This window comes from Reyranella sp. GW821-FHT14A01 (assembly GCF_058803965.1).
Map to the genome: position 1 here is coordinate 269,925 of NZ_JBXAPM010000010.1, position 18,611 is coordinate 288,535.

Annotated in this window: 16 protein-coding genes; 3 read left to right on the forward strand and 13 right to left on the reverse strand. The window is 67.6% G+C overall.

What is annotated here, in order from left to right; all coding sequences use genetic code 11:
- Window positions 1-3: 3 nt before the first annotated feature.
- Complete coding sequence (locus AC1ROX_RS19400) at window positions 4-1,176, reverse strand: glycosyltransferase (RefSeq protein WP_493128103.1); 1,173 nt, start codon at window positions 1,174-1,176, stop codon at window positions 4-6.
- The gene (locus AC1ROX_RS19405) at window positions 1,173-2,357 is read right to left on the reverse strand and encodes a glycosyltransferase (RefSeq protein WP_493128105.1); all 1,185 of its coding nucleotides are present in this window, start codon (window positions 2,355-2,357) and stop codon (window positions 1,173-1,175) included. The genes AC1ROX_RS19400 and AC1ROX_RS19405 overlap by 4 nt, the downstream gene beginning before the upstream one ends.
- A gap of 82 nt (window positions 2,358-2,439) precedes the next feature.
- Here AC1ROX_RS19405 and AC1ROX_RS19410 point away from each other — a divergent pair, with 82 nt between their 5' ends.
- From AC1ROX_RS19410 to AC1ROX_RS19420, 3 genes are read left to right on the forward strand one after another with little or no spacing between them, the layout of a single operon-like run.
- Complete coding sequence (locus AC1ROX_RS19410) at window positions 2,440-3,480, forward strand: PIG-L deacetylase family protein (RefSeq protein WP_493128107.1); 1,041 nt, start codon at window positions 2,440-2,442, stop codon at window positions 3,478-3,480.
- Window positions 3,477-4,277 carry a class I SAM-dependent methyltransferase gene (locus AC1ROX_RS19415; RefSeq protein ID WP_493128109.1) on the forward strand — a complete coding sequence of 267 codons (801 nt, stop codon included), beginning with the start codon at window positions 3,477-3,479 and terminating at the stop codon, window positions 4,275-4,277. Before AC1ROX_RS19410 ends, AC1ROX_RS19415 begins: the two co-directional genes overlap by 4 nt.
- 1 nt (window position 4,278) lies before the next feature.
- Window positions 4,279-5,406 (forward strand): GNAT family N-acetyltransferase, encoded by a 1,128-nt coding sequence (locus AC1ROX_RS19420; RefSeq protein WP_493128111.1) that lies wholly within the window; start codon window positions 4,279-4,281, stop codon window positions 5,404-5,406.
- Here AC1ROX_RS19420 and AC1ROX_RS19425 read toward each other — a convergent pair.
- Genes AC1ROX_RS19425 through asnB form a run of 11 tightly spaced genes read right to left on the reverse strand, consistent with a single transcriptional unit; the run spans window position 5,372 to window position 18,603 of the window.
- The gene (locus tag AC1ROX_RS19425; protein ID WP_493128113.1) at window positions 5,372-6,391 is read right to left on the reverse strand and encodes a glycosyltransferase family protein; all 1,020 of its coding nucleotides are present in this window, start codon (window positions 6,389-6,391) and stop codon (window positions 5,372-5,374) included. The two genes, AC1ROX_RS19420 and AC1ROX_RS19425, sit on opposite strands and share 35 nt — an antisense overlap.
- A gap of 32 nt (window positions 6,392-6,423) precedes the next feature.
- Complete coding sequence (locus tag AC1ROX_RS19430; protein ID WP_493128115.1) at window positions 6,424-7,827, reverse strand: glycosyltransferase; 1,404 nt, start codon at window positions 7,825-7,827, stop codon at window positions 6,424-6,426.
- 13 nt (window positions 7,828-7,840) lie between these two features.
- Entirely contained in the window at window positions 7,841-8,764 is a 924-nt protein-coding gene (locus AC1ROX_RS19435; RefSeq protein ID WP_493128117.1) for a glycosyltransferase family 2 protein, read from the reverse strand.
- Window positions 8,765-8,768: 4 nt separating this feature from the next.
- A complete protein-coding gene (locus tag AC1ROX_RS19440) occupies window positions 8,769-9,929 on the reverse strand; it encodes a glycosyltransferase family 4 protein (protein ID WP_493128119.1) in 1,161 nt (386 codons plus the stop codon).
- Window positions 9,926-11,230 carry a glycosyltransferase family protein gene (locus tag AC1ROX_RS19445; protein WP_493128121.1) on the reverse strand — a complete coding sequence of 435 codons (1,305 nt, stop codon included), beginning with the start codon at window positions 11,228-11,230 and terminating at the stop codon, window positions 9,926-9,928. Before AC1ROX_RS19445 ends, AC1ROX_RS19440 begins: the two co-directional genes overlap by 4 nt.
- Entirely contained in the window at window positions 11,227-12,279 is a 1,053-nt protein-coding gene (locus tag AC1ROX_RS19450) for a glycosyltransferase (RefSeq protein WP_493128122.1), read from the reverse strand. Before AC1ROX_RS19450 ends, AC1ROX_RS19445 begins: the two co-directional genes overlap by 4 nt.
- The gene (locus AC1ROX_RS19455; RefSeq protein ID WP_493128124.1) at window positions 12,279-13,520 is read right to left on the reverse strand and encodes a glycosyltransferase family protein; all 1,242 of its coding nucleotides are present in this window, start codon (window positions 13,518-13,520) and stop codon (window positions 12,279-12,281) included. The genes AC1ROX_RS19450 and AC1ROX_RS19455 overlap by 1 nt, the downstream gene beginning before the upstream one ends.
- Window positions 13,521-13,530: 10 nt before the next feature.
- Window positions 13,531-14,817 (reverse strand): ABC transporter ATP-binding protein, encoded by a 1,287-nt coding sequence (locus AC1ROX_RS19460; RefSeq protein ID WP_493128126.1) that lies wholly within the window; start codon window positions 14,815-14,817, stop codon window positions 13,531-13,533.
- A 2-nt stretch (window positions 14,818-14,819) separates the two neighbouring features.
- Entirely contained in the window at window positions 14,820-15,662 is an 843-nt protein-coding gene (locus tag AC1ROX_RS19465) for an ABC transporter permease (protein WP_493128130.1), read from the reverse strand.
- Window positions 15,659-16,759, reverse strand: coding sequence for a glycosyltransferase family 4 protein (locus AC1ROX_RS19470; protein ID WP_493128132.1), 1,101 nt, complete (start codon window positions 16,757-16,759; stop codon window positions 15,659-15,661). Before AC1ROX_RS19470 ends, AC1ROX_RS19465 begins: the two co-directional genes overlap by 4 nt.
- A gap of 8 nt (window positions 16,760-16,767) precedes the next feature.
- Entirely contained in the window at window positions 16,768-18,603 is a 1,836-nt protein-coding gene (gene asnB, locus AC1ROX_RS19475) for an asparagine synthase (glutamine-hydrolyzing) (RefSeq protein ID WP_493128134.1), read from the reverse strand.
- Between the last annotated feature and the right edge of the window lie 8 nt (window positions 18,604-18,611).

Sequence of the window (18,611 nt, forward strand, 5' to 3'; positions counted from 1 at the left end):
TTCCTAGTTCGAAATATCCATACCGCTCCTGGTGGGAGCGGCAGGGTGGCAACGGTCGGCCAGTTCTTCCAAGGCCGCGGCGAATCCGCGAATATCCCCACACGGCACTCGCCAATAGCCCTGCGGGGCAGTTCGAGCGAGCAGGTCGACGTCCGAATCGGCGCTGCCCACGAAAAGCACGGGTTTGCCCGATTCCAGACAGGCATAAATCTTGGACGGCAGCACGTAGCCGACAAAGGAATCCCGCAGAGTCACAAGATGCGCGGCAGGTGCGCGAAGCAGGCCAGACAGCTTTTCCAATGGGACGGGAGCCGACCGATGGAAGGGCAGACCGGCCGTCCCGAAACGTTCGGCGATCTCTTCCGCGCCGGCTCCTGTGGCACTAAGCCACAGACCGACTCTCCCACTTCCCTCCCGGTGATGCAGTTCATAACCTTGGGCCACCGTCTCGACCTCATGGGCGACGCCATAGTTTCCGGAATAGAGCAGTACGCACCTCCCGGCGAGATCGGCCGGCAGGGGTTCGATCGGTCCATCCGGTGGAAAAGTCACGGGCGCGCCGTCCCGCACCAGCGCGATCCGTTCGGCCGGGACGCCGGTCGCATTCAAGCGCCGCCGCTGGTCCTCGCCAAGGACCTCGAAACCATCGACCCGGCGGCGCCAGAAGTTCGTCAATCGCAGCAGCAGGCCCAGGGCACGCGAGGGCCGGGCCTGGGCCGCGATCAGGCATTCGGGATGGAAATCGGTGATGCGGTAGATGAGGCGCCCCCGCCAAAACAGCTTCAGCGGCACCAGCAGATGGATGAGGAAGGGCGGTGAGCCGGTGAACAGAATGCCGTCGGCCGCCCGCAGGGGACCAAAGACCGCCAGGATGAGGCGCAGGTTGGTGGCGATCGTCCACAGCATGCGGCCCAGCAAGGAGCCTCGCGGGACCGGCCACGCCGACAGCCGGATTTCCGTCAGGCGCCCCTTGCCTCTTTCCTTGCCAACCGTCGACGCAGCCCCTGTCGCCAAGCCGACCAGCGTGACGTCGTGGCCCTGCTCCGCCAACGCCTGAGCGCGCATCTGCATGTACTGGCCGACGGCACCGAAATCCGGCGGCAGCCAGTCGGCGATGATCACGATGCGGCGCTCCTTGACCGGATCGAACGGACTTTGCTCGAGCAGCGCCATCATGCGGCGGCTCCCGGCCGTGCCGCCTCGGCAATCGAGCGATAGAGCTCGGCCATCCGTCGCGCGACGGCGGGCCAGCCATAGTGATCGATGACATGGCGCTGCCCCGCCTCGCCCTGGCGGCGGCAGAGGTCCGGATCGGCAAACATCGTCCGCAAGCCGGCGGCGATGGCGGAAGGCGTCGGCTCGACGACCAGCCCCGCCTGCGTGTCACGGACGATCTCCGACATGCCGACATCGGGCGTGGCGAGGACCGGCACGCCGCGCCGCATCGCCTCGAAGGCGGCGATTCCGAAATTCTCCGACAGCGACGTCATCGCGAAGAGGCGGGCGGCGGCAAACAACGCCTCCTTGTCGGCGCCGGAGACATGGCGGGCGATGATCGTCACCCGATCGGTCACGCCCAGGCGAGCCGCCTCCGAGGCCAGGAAATCGGCATGCCCGCCGGCATCGTCGCCGGCCATGACGGCCCGCACCGACGGCGCCTCGACAAGGGCTGCGATCACGCGATCGAGCCCCTTCTCCCAGCTCAACCGTCCGAACGACAGAACCATCGGTACGCCCGAGATGGCCGCCGCAATATCGGGCGACAGCGCCGCCGTCGAGGGCGGCGGCGGATCGTCGACACCGTGCGGGATCATCGCAATGGGCGGCAACCGCCAGCCAAAGCTCGCAATGTGCTGCGCCTCGATGGAAGACGTGGCATGGACCGCGGCGGCGGCTTCGAGATTGGGCCGGTCGATCAGGCGGATCCAGGCTTCCTTCACCCAGCGACTCTTGCGCCGGATCAGCTCGGGGACGAGCATGCCGCGCGGCGAGATCACGTAGGGAATGCCGTGGGCACGCGCCGCGCGGGCGCCGGCAAGGATCGGCCACAGGAAGACCGAATGGAGGTGCACGGCGTCGAAGCCCGCGGTCGAGGACGCGAGCGCGCGCGCCATCGGCGGCGACCAGTAGAGCCGACGCAAGACGCGGCTCGGGAAATAGGTGACCTTCACCCCTTCGACGTCGATAGGAATCATAAGCGGCACGTCGCTGTCGGACGGGCCATCGACACTGGTGGTGAAGACCTGGACATCATGGCCGGCGGCGGCGAGTTCCCGGCAAAGCGCGTGGACGGAGCGTATCGGCCCGCCGTACCTCACGGCCGGCAGGTAGGTCGGAACGACGTGAAGAAGGCGCAACGGCTCGTCCAGTGATTCGCGGGGGGCTTGATACCGGGTCAATTGATAGCATAGGTGTTGCAGGAATGGGCTCCGCGATCGAATGAAGCTCCGCATCGACCGGCCGTCGATCGTCGCAGCATTGCTTGCTGTCGCTGCCTTTGTGTTCTGGCTGGCAGCCTGTGTGTCCGGCGCCTTCTGGATCGCCCTGCCCTTCGCCCTCTTCTACTCGACGCTGCTGGCGCTCGCTTGTCTGGCCCTGGTTCGAATCCGCACGATCGAACGCTGGATGGAGTGGGATGTGCCGGGCCGCCTGCTGATCCTGGCACCGCACGAGGACGATTGCGTCATCGCCGCCGGCGGCCTTGGTCTGCGCAACCGCCACCTCGGCGGCGCCACCCGCATCGTCTATCTCGCACGCGATGAAACGCCCGGGCTGCCGGCGCGGCGCGAGGCCGAAGCGCGCGCCGCCTGGAGCGTGGCGGGCCTCGGCGAGGCCGATCTGCAATTCCTCGATCTCATGCCGCCGTTGGAGGGCCGCGATCCGGAGAGACTTCACGCGGCAGCGCCCGTCCTTCGCGCCATCATCGACGAGTTCCAGCCAACGGCCATCGTCGTCCCGGCATTCGAGGGCGGCCATGTCCATCACGACATGGTAGCGGCGTTGATCGATCGCCTGGTCACGCCGGACGACCGGTTCGTGGTGTTCGAGGCGCCCGAATACAGCCCCTATGTTTCGCTGCTGAACACGCCTCATCGGGTTCTCGCACTCACGGCGCGCTGGCTGTTCGGCCTGGTCGCCTACAACGGCCCGCCCGACGGCGTGGACGGACGGACGGTCCTGAAGCTTCGGCTAGCGCCGCAGGAGCTGGCCGACAAGCGGCGCATGCTGACGGCCTTCGTCAGCCAGAATGCCCCGTCCCTCGTGGCAACGCGCGGCTATCCCGACCGGCTGATCGCGCGTGTCGGCGGTCGCCGACAACGGCGCCCCTTCGACTTCGACCGATCCTATCTGCGCTTCGTGCTGACCCTGCGCCGCCACCTGCCGGCCGGTCTGGTCGACCGGCTCCTGCCGGTACAGCTCGGCACCATCGGCCGCATGGGCACCATCACCGACTGGGATGCCGAGTGGGGCAAGGCATGACCGGCTTGGCCTCCGACCTCACCCATTCGACCTACGAGTCGCCCGATATCGTGGCGCTGTATGCCCGCCCCGATGGGCTGCAGAAGCCGGAGGAGACGCTGCTGGCACAACTCTCCCCGACCCTCGGCACGATGGACATGCTCGACATCGGTGTCGGCGGCGGCCGGACCACCCGCCATTTCGCGCCGCTCGTCAGGACCTATCTCGGCGTCGATTACGCCACCGCGATGATCGAGCGCTGCAAGCGGGAGTTCCCTGACTTCCGGTTCGCCGTGGCCGACGCGCGTCGTCTCGATGTCGCACGAGACGAAAGCTTCGACCTGGTCCTGTTCAGCTACAACGGCATCGATCATCTCGACGCCGGCGACCGTCTGGCCGCCCTCACCGAGATGCGCCGGGTGCTGCGGCCCGGCGGCCTGATGGTATTCTCGAGCCATAACGCCAACTATCTGCCCGCGATCGTCGATCGCTTCCGGTTCCGCCTCCACGCCAGCCTGCGCGAGACGCTGCGCTCGTTCAAATGGTCGAGCGTGTTCTGGATGAAGAACGGCTTGTTGCAGTACCGCATGCCGCTCGCCGCGGGCCGCGTCCACGACGGCACCCATTCCTTCCGGTCGGCGGCGCTCTACTATGTGCGGCCCGATCTCGGCGTGGCCGAACTCCGCCGCCTCGGCATGACCGACATCGTCTGCGCCGGCAACGAGAGCCGCACCTTCGTGCCGGGCGACGATCCGCGGCTACAGCAGGATCCCGATCCGTGGATCTACTATGTCTCGCGCAAACCGGGGCGCGCCTGACATGGCCCCGTCCCTCGAACTCGTCACATCGCTCGAAGCGTTCGAACGCCTGCGGGAAGAGTGGAACGAACTCGTCGACGCCATGCAGTTCCCGGAGATCTTCTACCGCTGGGAATGGAATTTCCTTTTCTTCCGGCACTGCCGCGCCGGCGACGAGCCGTTCATCGTCGTGGCCCGCGATGCACCCGGCGGGCGGATCGCCGCCCTTGCGCCGCTTTGCCTCCGGCGTACGCGATCGTTCGGCATCGGCGTCACCGTGGCCGAGACGATCGTCGCAGGCCTCGCCGACTATCAGAACTTCCTGATCAGGGCCGGCGTCCACCGGGGCCGCGCCGTCGCCGACATCCTCGAGTTCCTCAGGACCAGGGCCGACCGCTGGGACGTGCTCGACCTGCAGCAATTCTGCAGCCGCGATCCCACGACGTTCCAGATCGTGAATGCCGCCCAGGCCAATCACGACTGGACGGTGCGCACGCACATCCAGACGCCCGTCGCCGTGCGCGACCTGCGGCCCGGACAGGCGACCGAGGACAGCGGGCGACTGCGGCGCATCCGCGGCCGGCTCGAGTCGCTGCAATCGCGCGGCTTCGAGGTGAGGATCGAAGGCCGCGACGTCGCCGCGCTCTGGCCGGCCTTTCGCGATCTCCACATCCGGACCTGGCCCGGCAGTCCCCTGGGGCGGGAGAACGAAGGGAAGTTCTTCGACGCGCTGGTCGCGAGCGACGGCATGCGCAACCATCTCGACCTCTCCGTCGTGATATTGGACGGCAGGATCGCGGCCGGGCATTTCGGCTTCGTCGACGCCCGCAAGGCCTACTACTACATGCCGGCGCGGGACCGGACGTTCCAGAACGAACGGGTCGGCGCGGCCCTGCTGCTGGCCCTCGTCGATCATTACGCGAAGACGCGCACGACGTTCGACTTCATGCGCACGCTCGGCGCCTACAAGACCTGGTACACCGACACGATCGATGTGAACTACCGCATCGTCATCCACGCCAACGCGAGCGTCAGGGCGCTGGCCTACGGACTATTCGATGTAACCCGGCGCTTCTTCGTCGAACTCGGCCTGCCGCGCGCCTTGCTGCGTGCCCTCAAGGGGAAACGCCGCGCGCCGCCGGCGAGGTAGCACCGTATTTGTCGACCAGCGCCAGATACGCCATGGCCTGGCCCTCGAGCGTGAAGCTCTCTGCAATCATTTCACGCGGTGCGTAGAGGCCCGCCTCGACGCCGAACCAGAACCTGTCGAAGGTGGAGAGCAGGTCGCCGCTGCCCTTGAACTTCATGCCGCAGCGTTCGTCCCAGTATGGCACCGATGTCACCGGACCGAACCGGACCAGATGCGGCGCGTACTTGGGATCCTTCCACAGCCCGCCATGATCCCAGGCCAGCAGCGGCACGTCCGAGGCAAGCATCTGCTGTGCCGCCAGCCCCTGCGTCTCGTGATGGCTGAGATAGATCATGGCCCGCGTGCGCCGGCTGAGGTCGTGCAGCCTCTCCTCGCGATAAAAGCCGTACCGCAGGATCTGTACGCTGAGGCGTCGGCGCCGCAGTTCGCCCAGGATCGGTTCGACGATGGTGCGCATGTAGCGGCTGCGCTGGCGGACGATCTTGTCGTAGATCAGGACGTCGACATCCTTGTTCGCGCGCTTCGACGGAGACCAGCGGTCGGTGTCGATGCCGGAGGGCCAGACGCTGATATTGCCCGGCCAGACCGTGGAGAACATCTGCTCGACCCACGGGCTCGGCACCAGCACGCGGCGGATCTTCCGCCGTCGCAGCAGGTCGGGATCGTCGCTGGGATGATTGTAGATCGAAGTGCCGAACAGGATGGGCGTCTCGTGCGGAATCTTCGCCAGCACATGCGGCTGGCCGATCACGCAGGCCAGTTCGTGCGGGTTCTCGCGAATGTGCCCGTAGTCATTGACCCGGTAGGGCACGGTCAGGCGATCGAGACCCGCGCACAGGTTGAGGTAGACGCGCATCGTGCCGCCGGGCTGCTTCGGGCCACGCAATGCCCAGCGCACCATGCGGCGCGGATAGCGGTCGAACGGCGCCCATCGGTCCGAGTCGGGTTCCTCATAGAAGAGATTGAGTGGCGCGCGTGAAGGCATGAGACGGGCGGGTGGAACCTATTCTTCAGTCGCTATGAGGGCAAGCGATGGCGCAGGGGCTCGGCGGTTTGCGAACGCCCTTCCATGACCTCGCGATAGAGCTTCGCCATGTCCGCCGCGACGTCGTCGATCGATCGGGTGCGATGCATGTTGCCCGACAGTCGCGCCACCTCCGCCCGATCCGTCGCGGCGACGCGGATCGCCTCCGCCCACGGCTTGGGATCGTCGAACGGCAGCAGCCACCCGTCGACGCCGTGACGGACGCGTTCGGAGATGCCGCCCAGGTCGGCGCCCATCACCGGGATGCCGAGCGCCCTCGCCTCCTGGACCACGATCGGCCCGGTCTCCATGTAGCGCGACGGAACCGCAAGAACGTCGATATCCGCCAGGAATTCCGGCACCCGCTCATGCTCGACGAGGCCCATCAGCTGGATTCGCGGATCGTTGCGCGCAGCCTCTTCCATGCGACGGGCGAAGCGTGCGTCCTGGCCGACGCCGGCGATGCGGAGTTGAACCGGCAGGTCGGCGGGAAGTTCCGTCAACGCCCGGACCAGAAGATCGGCCCCCTTGTAGCGTTCGAGGCGGCCGAGGAAGCCGATCACGATCTCCTTCCGATCGACGCCCTGCAGCGGCCTCGGCTTGCGATCGGAAAAGGCGGCGCTGGCCGACTGGCCCGACACCACCACCTTCTCCGGCGGAATGGCATTCTCGGCGAGCGCGGCCCGCACCCATTCGCTCGGCGCCACGATGCGTTTGCTGAGCGTTGCCATCGAGCGCAACTGGCGCGCCTTGGTCGCAGCCGCAGCACGCGCCGACAGCAGCGTGGCGGCGCGCTGCGAGAGGCGCGAGATCACGCTGTCGGTCACGTCCCAGCGCGGCAGCTGTGAAACGAGGTAGGCCGCCGGTGCCGGCAGGCCGCGGTCGAGCGCCCAGCACTGGGCACAACGGCGATCGTCGATATAGCCGTCGCAGGGACGCTCGTCGTAGAGCAGCATGGTGCCGCGCATGCAGATCGGCGACGGCACATGCATGGTGACGATGCTGGGAATATCCATCCGCGCCACCTGACGGAGATGGCGTATGCCGGCGCCGCTCGTCCATGAATGGAGATGGAACAGGTCGGATTTCGTCGCCTCGACGATCTCTTGGAACATGGTGCGCCGCTTGCGCACGCTCGTGTCGCGGACGCGTTGGATCTCCGTCGCATTGATCGGATAGCGCACGACCTCGACGCCGTTCCAGGAATAATGGGCATAGGCACCGTCGGTCGCCGCGATGATCGTACTGTCGATCGAATGGCACGACAGCGCCGACACGAGGTCGCGCACATAGACCTCGGTGCCGCCCGTCGAGTCGGGAAAGTAGAAACCGACGCAATGCACGACGCGCAAGCGCTTGCCCGCCTTTGCGGATATGCCGGCAGCGGCCCCCGTCATCGTTGCAACGTTCTCATTGCTGCAACGTCCTCAACCGCAAGAGCCGCTCCGTCGTGGCGAACCCCAGGATCCTGTAGGCGAATGCCAGTGTCGGGCGGACCGGCGGCACGAACTCGGGATCGAGCCGGTAGATCCAGTCCACGACCTCCGCCGCCTCCTTCGGATAGGCTCGCGCGAACGCCCGTACATTTGGCCACATCATGCGGATGGCGGCGCGTTTGCGACGCAAGGTGAGCTCGCCGCGCTCCTCGAGCAGCCCGAGCGTCTTGCGGTAGATCGAGATGTGGGTCCAGAAGCCCAGGTCGCGCTTGAACCCTGCATTGTGCTGCAGCCGCTCGCCGGCGTGGCGGCGATGCACGAAGGCCGGCTCGCGATAGACGGCCAGGCGCGGCTGGCGCATCGCGACTTCGAGGATGAACAGCCGGTCGTCGCGCAGGGCGAAGTCCTGGCGGTGCGGAATGCCGCGGATCAGCTCGCGGCGGAACAGGAAGGCCGAATAGTGCGACGACCAGCCCTCGCCGAGCTGCTGGGCGACGAAGTCGTCGCAATCCTCCCACGCATTGACCCGCCGTTCGCCGGTTTCGTCGTCGTAATCCTCGTAGCCCGCGACGACGAGGTCGGCACCGGTCTCGCGGGCGAGCGCGAGCTGGCACGCGTTGGCATCCTCGCAAAGCCAGTCGTCGGAATCGAGGAAGCGCACATACTCGCCGCGCGCTGCCAGGAGCGCCGTCTCGACCGCCCAGTCCTTTCCCCAATTGTCGGTGCGGATCGAGACGATGTCCCGCTGCGCCTGCAGCCAGTCCCAGGTTCCGTCCGTGCTGCCGTCGTCGACGACCACGATCTCCACGTTTCCGTTGGCGGACCGGCACGATTCGACGGCCTGCGGCAGGGCCCACAGGCGGTTGAAGGTCGGAATGACGACGGAGATGTCGCTCACGCGGTCACCTTAGCCGGTTCCCGACGGCAAGCGCATCGGCCGCTTCCAGCACGCCGTCGGCGGCCCGCGCCGGCGAATAGATCGCCAGGCGCTCGGCCAGGGCCCGGCGGGTCGTGCCGGGATCGAGGGCAAGGACCGACGCGACGGAAGTGGCCAGCGCCGGCACGTCGCCGAGCGGCGCCACCGCGCCGGTCAGTCCGGGCTGAATGAGGTCGGGCCCGCAGCCGACCGCGTCCGACACCACGGCCGGGACGCCACAGGCCATGGCCTCGTTGACCACCAGCCCCCAGGTCTCGGTGGCGATCGACGGCAGGACCACCACGTCGGACGAGGCGTAGACGGACGGCAGCTTGCTCTGGTTGACGAAGCCCAGAAAACGCGCGTCGACGCCGCCGGCGCGGGCCGCCTCTTCCATCGGACCCTGGAGTTCACCCGCCCCCGCAACGACCAGTTCGACGGGCTGTCCTGTCGCGACCAGTCGCGCGACGGCCTGCACCACATCCAGGGGCCGCTTGCTGTCGACCAGCCGGCCGACGAACAGCACGCGCCGCCGATGCTCCGCCGAACCTGCCCTGCGCGCCGCTTCGCTGGCACGCCTGAAGGCGTCGTTGTCGACACAGTGCGGCGAGAAGAACAGCCGATCTGCCGGCACACCGTAATGTTCGAGGTATTCGCGATTGCGCTGGCCGACATAGAGGCAGGCGTCGAACTGCTTCAGCATGTGCGGGAAGACCACGCCCTTGACGCGCCCGACGGCACCGCCGCGTTGTCCCGCGAGCTGCGAATCGCCCCGCACCATGACCGGCACGCGGGCACGCCGGCACGCCCTCACCGCCTGCCAGTAGGAGCGCAGCGACCAACCCGGCACGATGAAGGCATCGAAGCTCCCGGCCGAAATGCGATCGGCGATCTCGGGCGTATTGCAGCCGGCGAAGGCCTGGGTCGAGGGCTCGCGGGCAACGTTCGTGAGGAACCGGCTCTCGTAGCCGGACAGGAGATCGACATCCCAGTCGAAGGCGACGCCGTAGCCTGCGCGCGCCTGCTCCTGGGCGGCCGGTCTGTGCGCGAAGAACACGGTGAGATCGCAGTGTCGCGCGAGTTCGCGGAACACCGGCGTATAGTACTGTATCGGATGGCTGATCAGAAAGCCGATGCGTCGCGTCATGCCACACCTGGGGCGCGCGCCGTCCGGGCACAGGCGCGATCCAGCGCCTCGGCGAACAGGCGCGTCGACTCGCGCGCCGAGTATCCCTCGAAGACGCTGCGGTCCACGGAAGCCGCCTCATAGGTCGGCCGCTCGACGAAGGCCTGAAGCGCATCGGCCACGGAGTCGGGCGAGGGCAAAGCTTCCTCGGTGAGCGTGAGGACTTCACCGACATGCGCCGAGCGGATCATCGTCACCGCCGTGCTGTCGCGGTGGAGCAGCGCAAAGACCGGCCGCTCCGACAGCATCGCCTGGAAGACCTTCGACGGCGTGTAATGCGGCTCGGTTGATCCCAGAACGAGCACGGCGCTACTGTGCAGGAGATGGTTCAGTGTGTCGACGTAGCCGATGCGATGCGGATGCTCGTCGACCATCGCCTCGACGCCGGCCGCGCGGGCACGCGGCAGCACGCGATGGCCCTGCGGATCATCAGGGGAGCTACCGGTACCGACGAAATGGACGGCGAGCCGCGCAGCCACCTGCGGCGCGCGCTCGCGCAAGCGGCGCAATCCCGCCAGGAACGCGTCGAGCACGACGAAGCCGGCCGGGAGCAGCGCGCCGGCATAGATCATGTGGAACCGGCCATCGACAGGATCGAACAGGAATGGCGCGCGCCCGAGGCTGCGTACCAATGCATAGTCCTCGGGCGCCGTACCCATCGGCATGTAGGCCAGCTCCGACCGGGCCGCGACCTGCGGGTTGCGCTCCAGCATGCCGGCGACATAGCCCGGCGCCATGCCGGTGATGAGGGCGGCGTCGCGTACCGACCAGGGTTCGAGGATCTCCGCCAGCTTGTTCGACGCCCAGGCGCGGCTGAAAGTCTTCTCGTTGCCGGTCCAGCGATTGACCCAGGGATCCTGGTAGTCGATGCCGAACGGCAGACCGTGGCGCAGGTGCACGAGCCGCCCGACCGGCGCCAGGAAATTGGACGGGATCGTCACCATCACGAAATCGATCTCGCCGGCCTTGGCCATCTTCGCAAGCGCGCGATAGCAGCCCCAGAAGGAACGGATGCCGATATCGCCGACCAGCCGCACCGGGCGCGTCGACAGGGTCTTCGCATGGACGACCTTGAGCCCGGGCGCCACCAGACGCTCGTGGTCCGGATCGGGCCGCTCCTCGTATTCGGCGGGATCGCCGGTGACGACCACCGGCTCCCAGCCGAACTCCGGCAGGTAGCGCGACCACAGGCGTGCCCTTTGCGCCCCCACGAGATTGCTCGGCGGAAAGTGACCGCTGACCAGGGCGAGGCGTCGGGTCATGACGGCGCCAGTCGGGCACGCACTTTCGAATAGAGATCGATGTACCGGGCGACCACGGCATCGGCGGAAAAATGATCGACGGCGCGGCGCCGGCATTCCGCGCGGTCGAGCCCGCCCACCCGCTCGATGGCGTCGCACCCTTCCTCGATGGAGTTGATCAGGAAACCATCGACGCCGGGCCGCACGATCTCCGGCAGCGCGCCCCGCGGACACGAAATGACCGGCGCGCCGCAGGCCAGCGATTCGGCGAAGACGATGCCGAACGGCTCGTCCCACTGGATCGGCACGAGCATGGCGCGCGCTTTCCCCAGCAGGACGTTCTTCTGCACATCGTCGACCGGGCCGACATACTCGATCCCGCCCTTGCCGATCTCCGGCGCGATCTTCTCGCGCCAGAAGCGGCCTTCCGGATCGTCCCGGTCGGAATGGTTGCCGGCAATGATCAGCCGACGGCCGGTGCGGCGCGCGATCTCGATCGCCCAATGCGCGCCCTTGATCTCCTCGACCCGGCTCAGGAACACCAGCGGCGCATCGTCGGGCACAGATGCGCTGCCGAGCGTCAGCCCTTCGGTATCGGCGAAGTTCGGAATGCCGTGCCATTCGCCGCCGGCCGGCCGGCCGCGCCGCGCAATGTATTCGCTGCACCCCGTGAAGGTGATGCGTCCGGGCGCAGCCAGGCGGACGGCGAGACCGACGGTGCGATGCGTCGGCTCGCGCTGGAAGGACATGACGAGCGGGATGCGGCCGCGCAGGTGCGGCAGCAGGTAGGCGATGCGCGAGAAGCTGTGGATGACGTCCGGCCTGAAAGCCCGCACCGCCCGGGAAAGCGCGAAGGTGTTGAGCACGGTGTCGCGCCGCGACAGCGAGCTCGATCCCGGCCAGGGAAAGAACGCGTCGCTGGGACATTGCGAACCCGGCCGCGCCGCCAGCCCGACCGTGTGGCCCACGGCGCGCAGCCGGCGGACCAGCACGTCGACGATGCGCTCGATGCCGCCATAGAGGCGTGGCGGGACCTCGATTTCCGGATCGGCCGTCAGCAGCAGGCGCATCAGCGGCCTTTCTCCTGCCGAGCGAAGGCTGCGGCTACCGATTGCAGCAGCACGTCCTGCTCCCTGTCCCAATTGTAGCGCTCGCGCCCCAGACGCCACGCCATCTCCGCAGACTCGGCGAGGATCGGAGGCGACGCAAGGGTGTCGAGCGTCCGGGCGAGGCTGGCTGGGTCGGCCAGCGAGCAGAGCCTCGCAGCCCGCCAGAGATCGGCTGCCAGCAGCTTCTGCGCCGGCGTATCGCTCATGATGACCGGCACGCCCGCCAGCAGGTAGGTGAAGATCTTGTTGGTCAGGCAGATACGGCGGTTCTCGCTGACATCGGTCTCGAGCGACAGGCCGATATCGTATTCAGCGGCCAGCCGTACCATCTCCCCCGGTGGCGCCATGGGCAGCAACTTCACACGATCGGCAATGCCCAGCGACGTGGCCTGCGCCAGCAAGGCATCGCCATGGCCCCAGCGGTTGCTGCCCCTGATATCGAGCGTCACCCTCGCCGTCGTCTGCGCCATCGCCTGGATGAAGGCCTGCAGCCCGCGATCCGGCCCGATCGTCTGCGAGAACCAATAGGCCCGCAGTCCCGTCCCGTCGCTTCGCATCTTCGGTACGGCCGGCGCCATCGACAACGGAAAGACGTTCAGGACCGTGGCCGGCTCGGCGATGCCGTAGCGGGCCGCATAGGCCTTGCCGATCAGCGGCGCCGCCGCCGTGAGATGCGCACAAGATGGCAGGATCGCGCCTTCGACGATGCCGATCATGCGCATGCGGAAGGCATCGTCGGCGCTGCCTGACCCTTCGCCCGAATGGAAATCCTCGGCATCGAAGCCCAGCAACGCGCCGTGCCAGCGGGCCGCCTCGGCTGCCGCCGGCAGCGCGGCGACATAGTGCGCGATATAGAGATCGGCCTTCACCTCGCACGCCCGGCGCAGGAGCGCGGAGACCGGCGTGCGGGCGCTACGCGCAGCGACGCCGACCGGCGCCTCAAGTCCCAGCGCCGACAGTCCCCTGGCCAGTGCCGCGGCAACGCGCGCCGTCACGCCTTCGTCGCGTGAGCGCGGCACCCGGATCACCTTCCACGGCGCTGCTGCCTCGATCTCGTCGTCGGCCTCGCGCAGCGTTTCGTTGTAGTCGCAGACGATGGCGGTGACGTCGTAGCCGGCGCCGTGCAGCGCGTCCGCCTCCTTCAACACCCGCGGATTGGAGGCGAGATTGCCAGGACTTACGATGCAAACCGTGCGGCGCATGGTTCGGCGGTCAGGCCGGTTCCAGCGGTTTCGCCTCGATGCGCAGCGGCGACGCGAGCTGCATGGCGAGGACGCCGTTGCCCAGGTTCTGCTTGAAGTCGTAGGCGATGCCGCCGGGGCTCGACGCGGCGACACGGAACGGAATGGCGTTCGCGACGCCGTGATCGACGGCGATGGTGAGCGAGTTCGTCGCGATGTCGAAGCTGTAGTCGCCGGAGGCCAGGAAAAGAGGCTGCAGGCTCAGCGTGCAGAGGTGACGCCCCTGGGGAGGCAGCGGAGTCTGCGAGAAGATGCTGGACGAGTAGAAGCCCACCGGCAGGTTGTTGGCGTCGCGGAGCTGCAGCTCCAGCCCGAGCCCCGGCATGTTCGTCGTTTCGACTTCGACCTGGAGATTGAACGGCGTTCCCGGCTCGTAAACGTCGGTGGGCAACCCCTGTGCGTCGAGCAGGTCGGCCGAGAGGATCGTCGAATGAGGACCGCGTCCCCAGTCGCGTCCCGCCTTGCCCTTGCTGAGCGACGCCGAATATTGGTTGATCGCATTTTCGATCGGGCCATCGAAGATGAGCCGGCCGCCCTTGAGCACGATGCCGCGCCGCGTGAGGGCCGCCACGGCCGCGAGATTGTGGCTGACGAACAACACGGTACGGCCGGCACTGGCGACCGCCGACATGCGATCGAGGCAACGCTTCTGGAACTCCGCATCGCCGACCGCCAGCACTTCGTCCACGAACAGGATCTCGGTCTCGAGATGGGCCGCCACCGAGAAGGCCAGCCGGGCATACATGCCGACCGAGTAGCGCTTGACCGGCGTGTCGATGAACTTCTCGACGCCGGAGAAGTCGACGATCTCGTCGAATCGCGCCTGCACCTCCTGGCGCGTCATGCCGAGGATGGCGCCGTTCAAAAAGATGTTCTCGCGCCCCGAGAGTTCCTGGTGGAAGCCGGTGCCGACTTCGAGAAGGCTGGCGATGCGGCCGTTCAGCTCGACCCGGCCCAGCGTCGGCTCGAGGATGCGCGACAGGATCTTGAGCAGGGTCGTCTTGCCCGCCCCATTGTGGCCGATGATGCTGACGACCTCGCCGCGCCTGATCTCGAAATCGACGTCGCGCAGCGCCCAGAATTCCTCGACCTCGTCGCCCTCGACGACGGCGCGGCCGCGCAGCATGTCGGCACCGCGCCGCACCAGCCCCCGCGCGCTGCGCATCAGGGCTTCGCCGAGGATTCCCGAATATTCGACCTGGTGCCCGATGATGAATTTCTTGCCGAGCTTCTCGGCGCGGATGACGACGTCGGACATGCTCAGATCAGGTCGGCGAAGCCACGTTCGGTGTGGCGGAACGTGTGGATGCCGAGCCAGAGCATGCCGGCCGTCACGAGCATGCTGACGGCGAAGCCCGGCAGGTAGAGCGGACTGTCACCGCCCAGGATGGCCCAGCGGAAACCGTCGATTACACCCACCATGGGGTTCATGCTGTAGAGGAGCTGCCATTCCGGCGGCACGACCTTGGCCGAGAAGCCGACCGGCGAGACGTAGAGGCCGACCTGGACGACGAACGGGATGATGAAGCGGAAGTCGCGATACTTCACGATCATCGCGGCCGCCCATAGGGCTGGACCGATTGCGACAAGCACCGCCAGGACGACGAAGACCGGCAGCAGCAGGATGTGCCAGTCCGGCACCACGCCGTACCAGGCCATGACGCCGACGAGGATGACGAGGCTCACGCCGAAATCGATGAGCCCCACCATCACGGTGGCGAAGGGAATGATGATGCGCGGAAAGTAGACCTTGCTGACGAGCTGCGAGTTGGTCAGGACGCTGTTCGATGCGTCGCTCAGGATCGACGAGGCGAGCGTCCACGGCAGCAGGCCGGCGAAGACCAGCACGGCATAGGGCGCATCGCCCTCGGTCGGCAGCCTGGCGAGCTTGCCGAACACCACCGTGAAGACGATCATGGTCACGAACGGCCGGACGAAGGCCCAGGCCAGGCCGATCACCGTCTGCTTGTAGCGCACCGCGACGTCGCGCCAGGCGAGGATGAAGAAAAGCTCGCGATATCGCCATAGGTCGCGCCAATACTGGCGGTCGGCTCGTCCGGCCTCGAGGATGAGTCGCTGCGAAGGGCGATCGCTGGAAATCATAGGCCGGCAGTCATACGACGCGGCTGGGCCGCTAGGCGAGCATAGAGTGCGCGCGCCGCGGCGGCAAAATGCGGCTGCCGATAAGGCTCGACGGCTGCCGGATCAGCCCTGCCCCGCGCCAGTTGCTGCTCGATCGCCGCGGCCAGCGCAGCGCGGTCGGCCGGATTGACGATCACGCCGACACGCTCGTCGGGAATGGCGTCGGCGGTGCCGCCGCCCTTCCCGCCGACGACCCGCAGGCCGCACGCCGCCGCCTCTAGATAGACGATGCCGAACCCTTCCTCGGTGCTGGGCATCACATAGAGATCGGCCAGCCGGTAGAGATCGGGCAGGTCCGCATCGGGCACGAAGCCCAGGAAGCGCACCGCGCCAGGCGCCAGTTCGGCGGCGACCGCTTCCAGCCGCCGCCTGTCATCGCCATCCCCGGCGACGACATGGACGAGGTCGGGGAACTTCTTCCGCAAGTCAGGCAGGACGGAGAAGACCGGCTCGTGGCCCTTGTAACGCTCGTTCGAGGCGAGCCGTCCCACCGTGAGGAGAATGGGGCCGGCTCCAAGCTTCAGGCGATCGCGCAGCGCCGCGGATGCCGGACCTGGCGTGAAAACATCTTGCACTGTATCCGGCAGGACGCGCACGCGCTCCGGCGCCAGGTCAACCCAGGCCAGCAGGATGCGGCGCGTCTCGCGGCTGACCGTGCTCACCAGGTCGGCATGGCGGATGAGCCACCGCACGAGTCCGTTTCGGTCCTGCCAGACATCGGTGCCGTGCGCCTGGATCCAGTAACGTGCGCCGAACAGGCGGGCGAGCAGGAAGCAGAGCGGCGCCATGAAGACGTGACCGCAGAATACGGTGTCGATCGGCCGGAAGCGCCACGCCGCGGCGATCGCCGCCAGCGAGAAGCGCAGCCGGCTGAAGATCGACGGAGTCTGGCGGACGCCGGGAGGAAGCACCAGGCCGCTCGCGTCGCCGTGGCGCGGCAGTATCAGGATCTCCGTACTGCCGTCGGCCAGGGCGTTGAACAGGTCCTGATTGTAGCGCGCGATCCCGCCGCGCGCGCCGTAGCAGTCGCTCACGAGAGCGAGGATGCGAGACGCCATCGCAAGCTTCAGACCGCGGCCGGACCGGTCCAGCCGGCGCGCCAGACATTGAGCGCCCAGGCCCGCGAGGCCGCCGAGAGATCGATGCCCTCCTGTCGAGGAGTTCCGGCCGCATCCTGCAGCCAGCGTCCGTGCGGCGTCGAGAAGCCGGTCTTGCGCCGATGACGGATGCTGTCCGGTAACGGCGGGTCCGGTACCGCGGCGATCGCATCCTTGGCGTTCATGGCGGCCAGCACCGGGCCGGGCGGCAGCGCTGCAAGAAAGAACGGGTCGACGAACGGCACGCGGATTTCGACCCCGTGCGACATGCCGGCCCAATCGGCGTCGCGCAGCAGCTGGTTGCGCATGTACAGCGACGTCTCGAGCGCCGCCACGCGATCGAAGTCACCGAGCGGCCGGCCAGTCTGGATGGCGGCGGCGATCCGGCTGAGCGGCGCCAGGCGGCGAAGCCCCTCCTCGACCAGTGCCGGATCGAGCACATCGTCGAGTTCCCATGGCATGAAGACACTGCGTCGCAGCAGGTAGGCACCGGCCCAGTTGCCGCCGTACTGCAGCACGCCCGCCGTCTTCGGATGCACACGCAGCCCGGCGGCGATGGCACCGGACAGTCCGCGCCGCGCCAATGCGCCGAGGCCCGGCAGCCAGGAGACCGGCCGCAGCCAGTGCACGCTGCGCGGCACATCGGTGAAGGACGGATAGCCGCCGAAGCATTCGTCGGCGCCGAGGCCGCTCAGCGCGACCTTGATGCCGGCCTCATGCGCGGCCTTGGCGACGAACCAGGTGTTGATGCCGTCGACCGTCGGCAGGTCCATCGCATCCAGCATCGCCGGCAAGTCACGCTCGAACTCGGCCCGGTCGACCATGCGCACGACGTGACGCGCGCCGTAACGCGCCGCGACCTCGGCGGCCAGCGGCGCCTCGTCGAGCGCCAGTCCCTCGAATTCCTGGAAGCCCAGCGTAACGGCGGTGATTTCGCGCACGCCCAGCCCGGCCATCGTGCCCAGCAACGCCCCCGAATCGATGCCGGCCGACAGGAACACCGCGACCGGAACGTCGGCCACGAGATGATGGCGAACGGAATCGCGGACCGCTTCGGCAATGCGTGCCTGGGAATTTCCCGCTGCCGCGGCCGGCACCGCCCGTTCGGCCAAGGCGGCCGCCACGTCGTAGTAGCGGTGCGGAATACAGGGCCCGGTGGCGTCGACGGTGAGCGTCGTTCCGGCGGGCAGCGACTGGATGCTGCGCCAGACGGTGAACGGCTCGGGCACGCTGCCGAAGAGATGGAAGCCCACGATGCCGGCGGGATCGGGATCGCGCGACACCGCACCGCCGGCCAGCAGCGCCTTGGCCTGCGAAGCGAAGCGCAACGTCCAGCCGTCGTCGGACCAGTAGAGCGGCTTGATGCCGAGCGGATCGCGCGCCAGCAGCAGGGTCCGCTTCTCCGCGTCCCACAGGCCGAAGGCGAACATGCCGCGCAGCCGGCCGACCATCGCCGCGCCGTACTCCGCGTAAAGCTGGAGCAGGACCTCGGTGTCGGACCCGCTGCGGAAGGTACGGCCCCTCGCCTGCAGTTCGGTCCGCAGCTCGCGGTAATTGTAGATCTCGCCGTTGAAGGTGATCGTGTAGCGACCGTCGCTCACCTGCATCGGCTGCGCACCGCCCTCGGAAAGGTCGATGATGGCGAGCCGGAGATGGCCGAACCCGGTGCGGCCGTCGTCGCTCAGCCACAGGCCGTTGCCGTCAGGGCCGCGCGCGACCATGCGCTCGTTCATGCGAACGAGTTCGCCGCGGTCGACTCGCGGCGCGACGTCAAGATAGGCGTGGATGCCTGCTATGCCGCACATGGGTTTCG

What these genes read in the sequence shown, in the direction of transcription:
- AC1ROX_RS19460 (WP_493128126.1), bottom strand. Translation starts at nt 14,817, where the DNA reads ATGTCCGACGTCGTCATCCGCGCCGAGAAGCTCGGCAAGAAATTCATC.
- AC1ROX_RS19470 (WP_493128132.1), bottom strand. Translation starts at nt 16,759, where the DNA reads ATGGCGTCTCGCATCCTCGCTCTCGTGAGCGACTGCTACGGCGCGCGC.
- AC1ROX_RS19410 (WP_493128107.1), top strand. Translation starts at nt 2,440, where the DNA reads ATGAAGCTCCGCATCGACCGGCCGTCGATCGTCGCAGCATTGCTTGCT.
- AC1ROX_RS19430 (WP_493128115.1), bottom strand. Translation starts at nt 7,827, where the DNA reads ATGACGGGGGCCGCTGCCGGCATATCCGCAAAGGCGGGCAAGCGCTTG.
- AC1ROX_RS19455 (WP_493128124.1), bottom strand. Translation starts at nt 13,520, where the DNA reads ATGCGCCGCACGGTTTGCATCGTAAGTCCTGGCAATCTCGCCTCCAAT.
- AC1ROX_RS19415 (WP_493128109.1), top strand. Translation starts at nt 3,477, where the DNA reads ATGACCGGCTTGGCCTCCGACCTCACCCATTCGACCTACGAGTCGCCC.
- AC1ROX_RS19400 (WP_493128103.1), bottom strand. Translation starts at nt 1,176, where the DNA reads ATGATGGCGCTGCTCGAGCAAAGTCCGTTCGATCCGGTCAAGGAGCGC.
- AC1ROX_RS19425 (WP_493128113.1), bottom strand. Translation starts at nt 6,391, where the DNA reads ATGCCTTCACGCGCGCCACTCAATCTCTTCTATGAGGAACCCGACTCG.
- AC1ROX_RS19450 (WP_493128122.1), bottom strand. Translation starts at nt 12,279, where the DNA reads ATGCGCCTGCTGCTGACGGCCGATCCGGAAATCGAGGTCCCGCCACGC.
- AC1ROX_RS19445 (WP_493128121.1), bottom strand. Translation starts at nt 11,230, where the DNA reads ATGACCCGACGCCTCGCCCTGGTCAGCGGTCACTTTCCGCCGAGCAAT.
- AC1ROX_RS19465 (WP_493128130.1), bottom strand. Translation starts at nt 15,662, where the DNA reads ATGATTTCCAGCGATCGCCCTTCGCAGCGACTCATCCTCGAGGCCGGA.
- AC1ROX_RS19420 (WP_493128111.1), top strand. Translation starts at nt 4,279, where the DNA reads ATGGCCCCGTCCCTCGAACTCGTCACATCGCTCGAAGCGTTCGAACGC.
- asnB (WP_493128134.1), bottom strand. Translation starts at nt 18,603, where the DNA reads ATGTGCGGCATAGCAGGCATCCACGCCTATCTTGACGTCGCGCCGCGA.
- AC1ROX_RS19440 (WP_493128119.1), bottom strand. Translation starts at nt 9,929, where the DNA reads ATGACGCGACGCATCGGCTTTCTGATCAGCCATCCGATACAGTACTAT.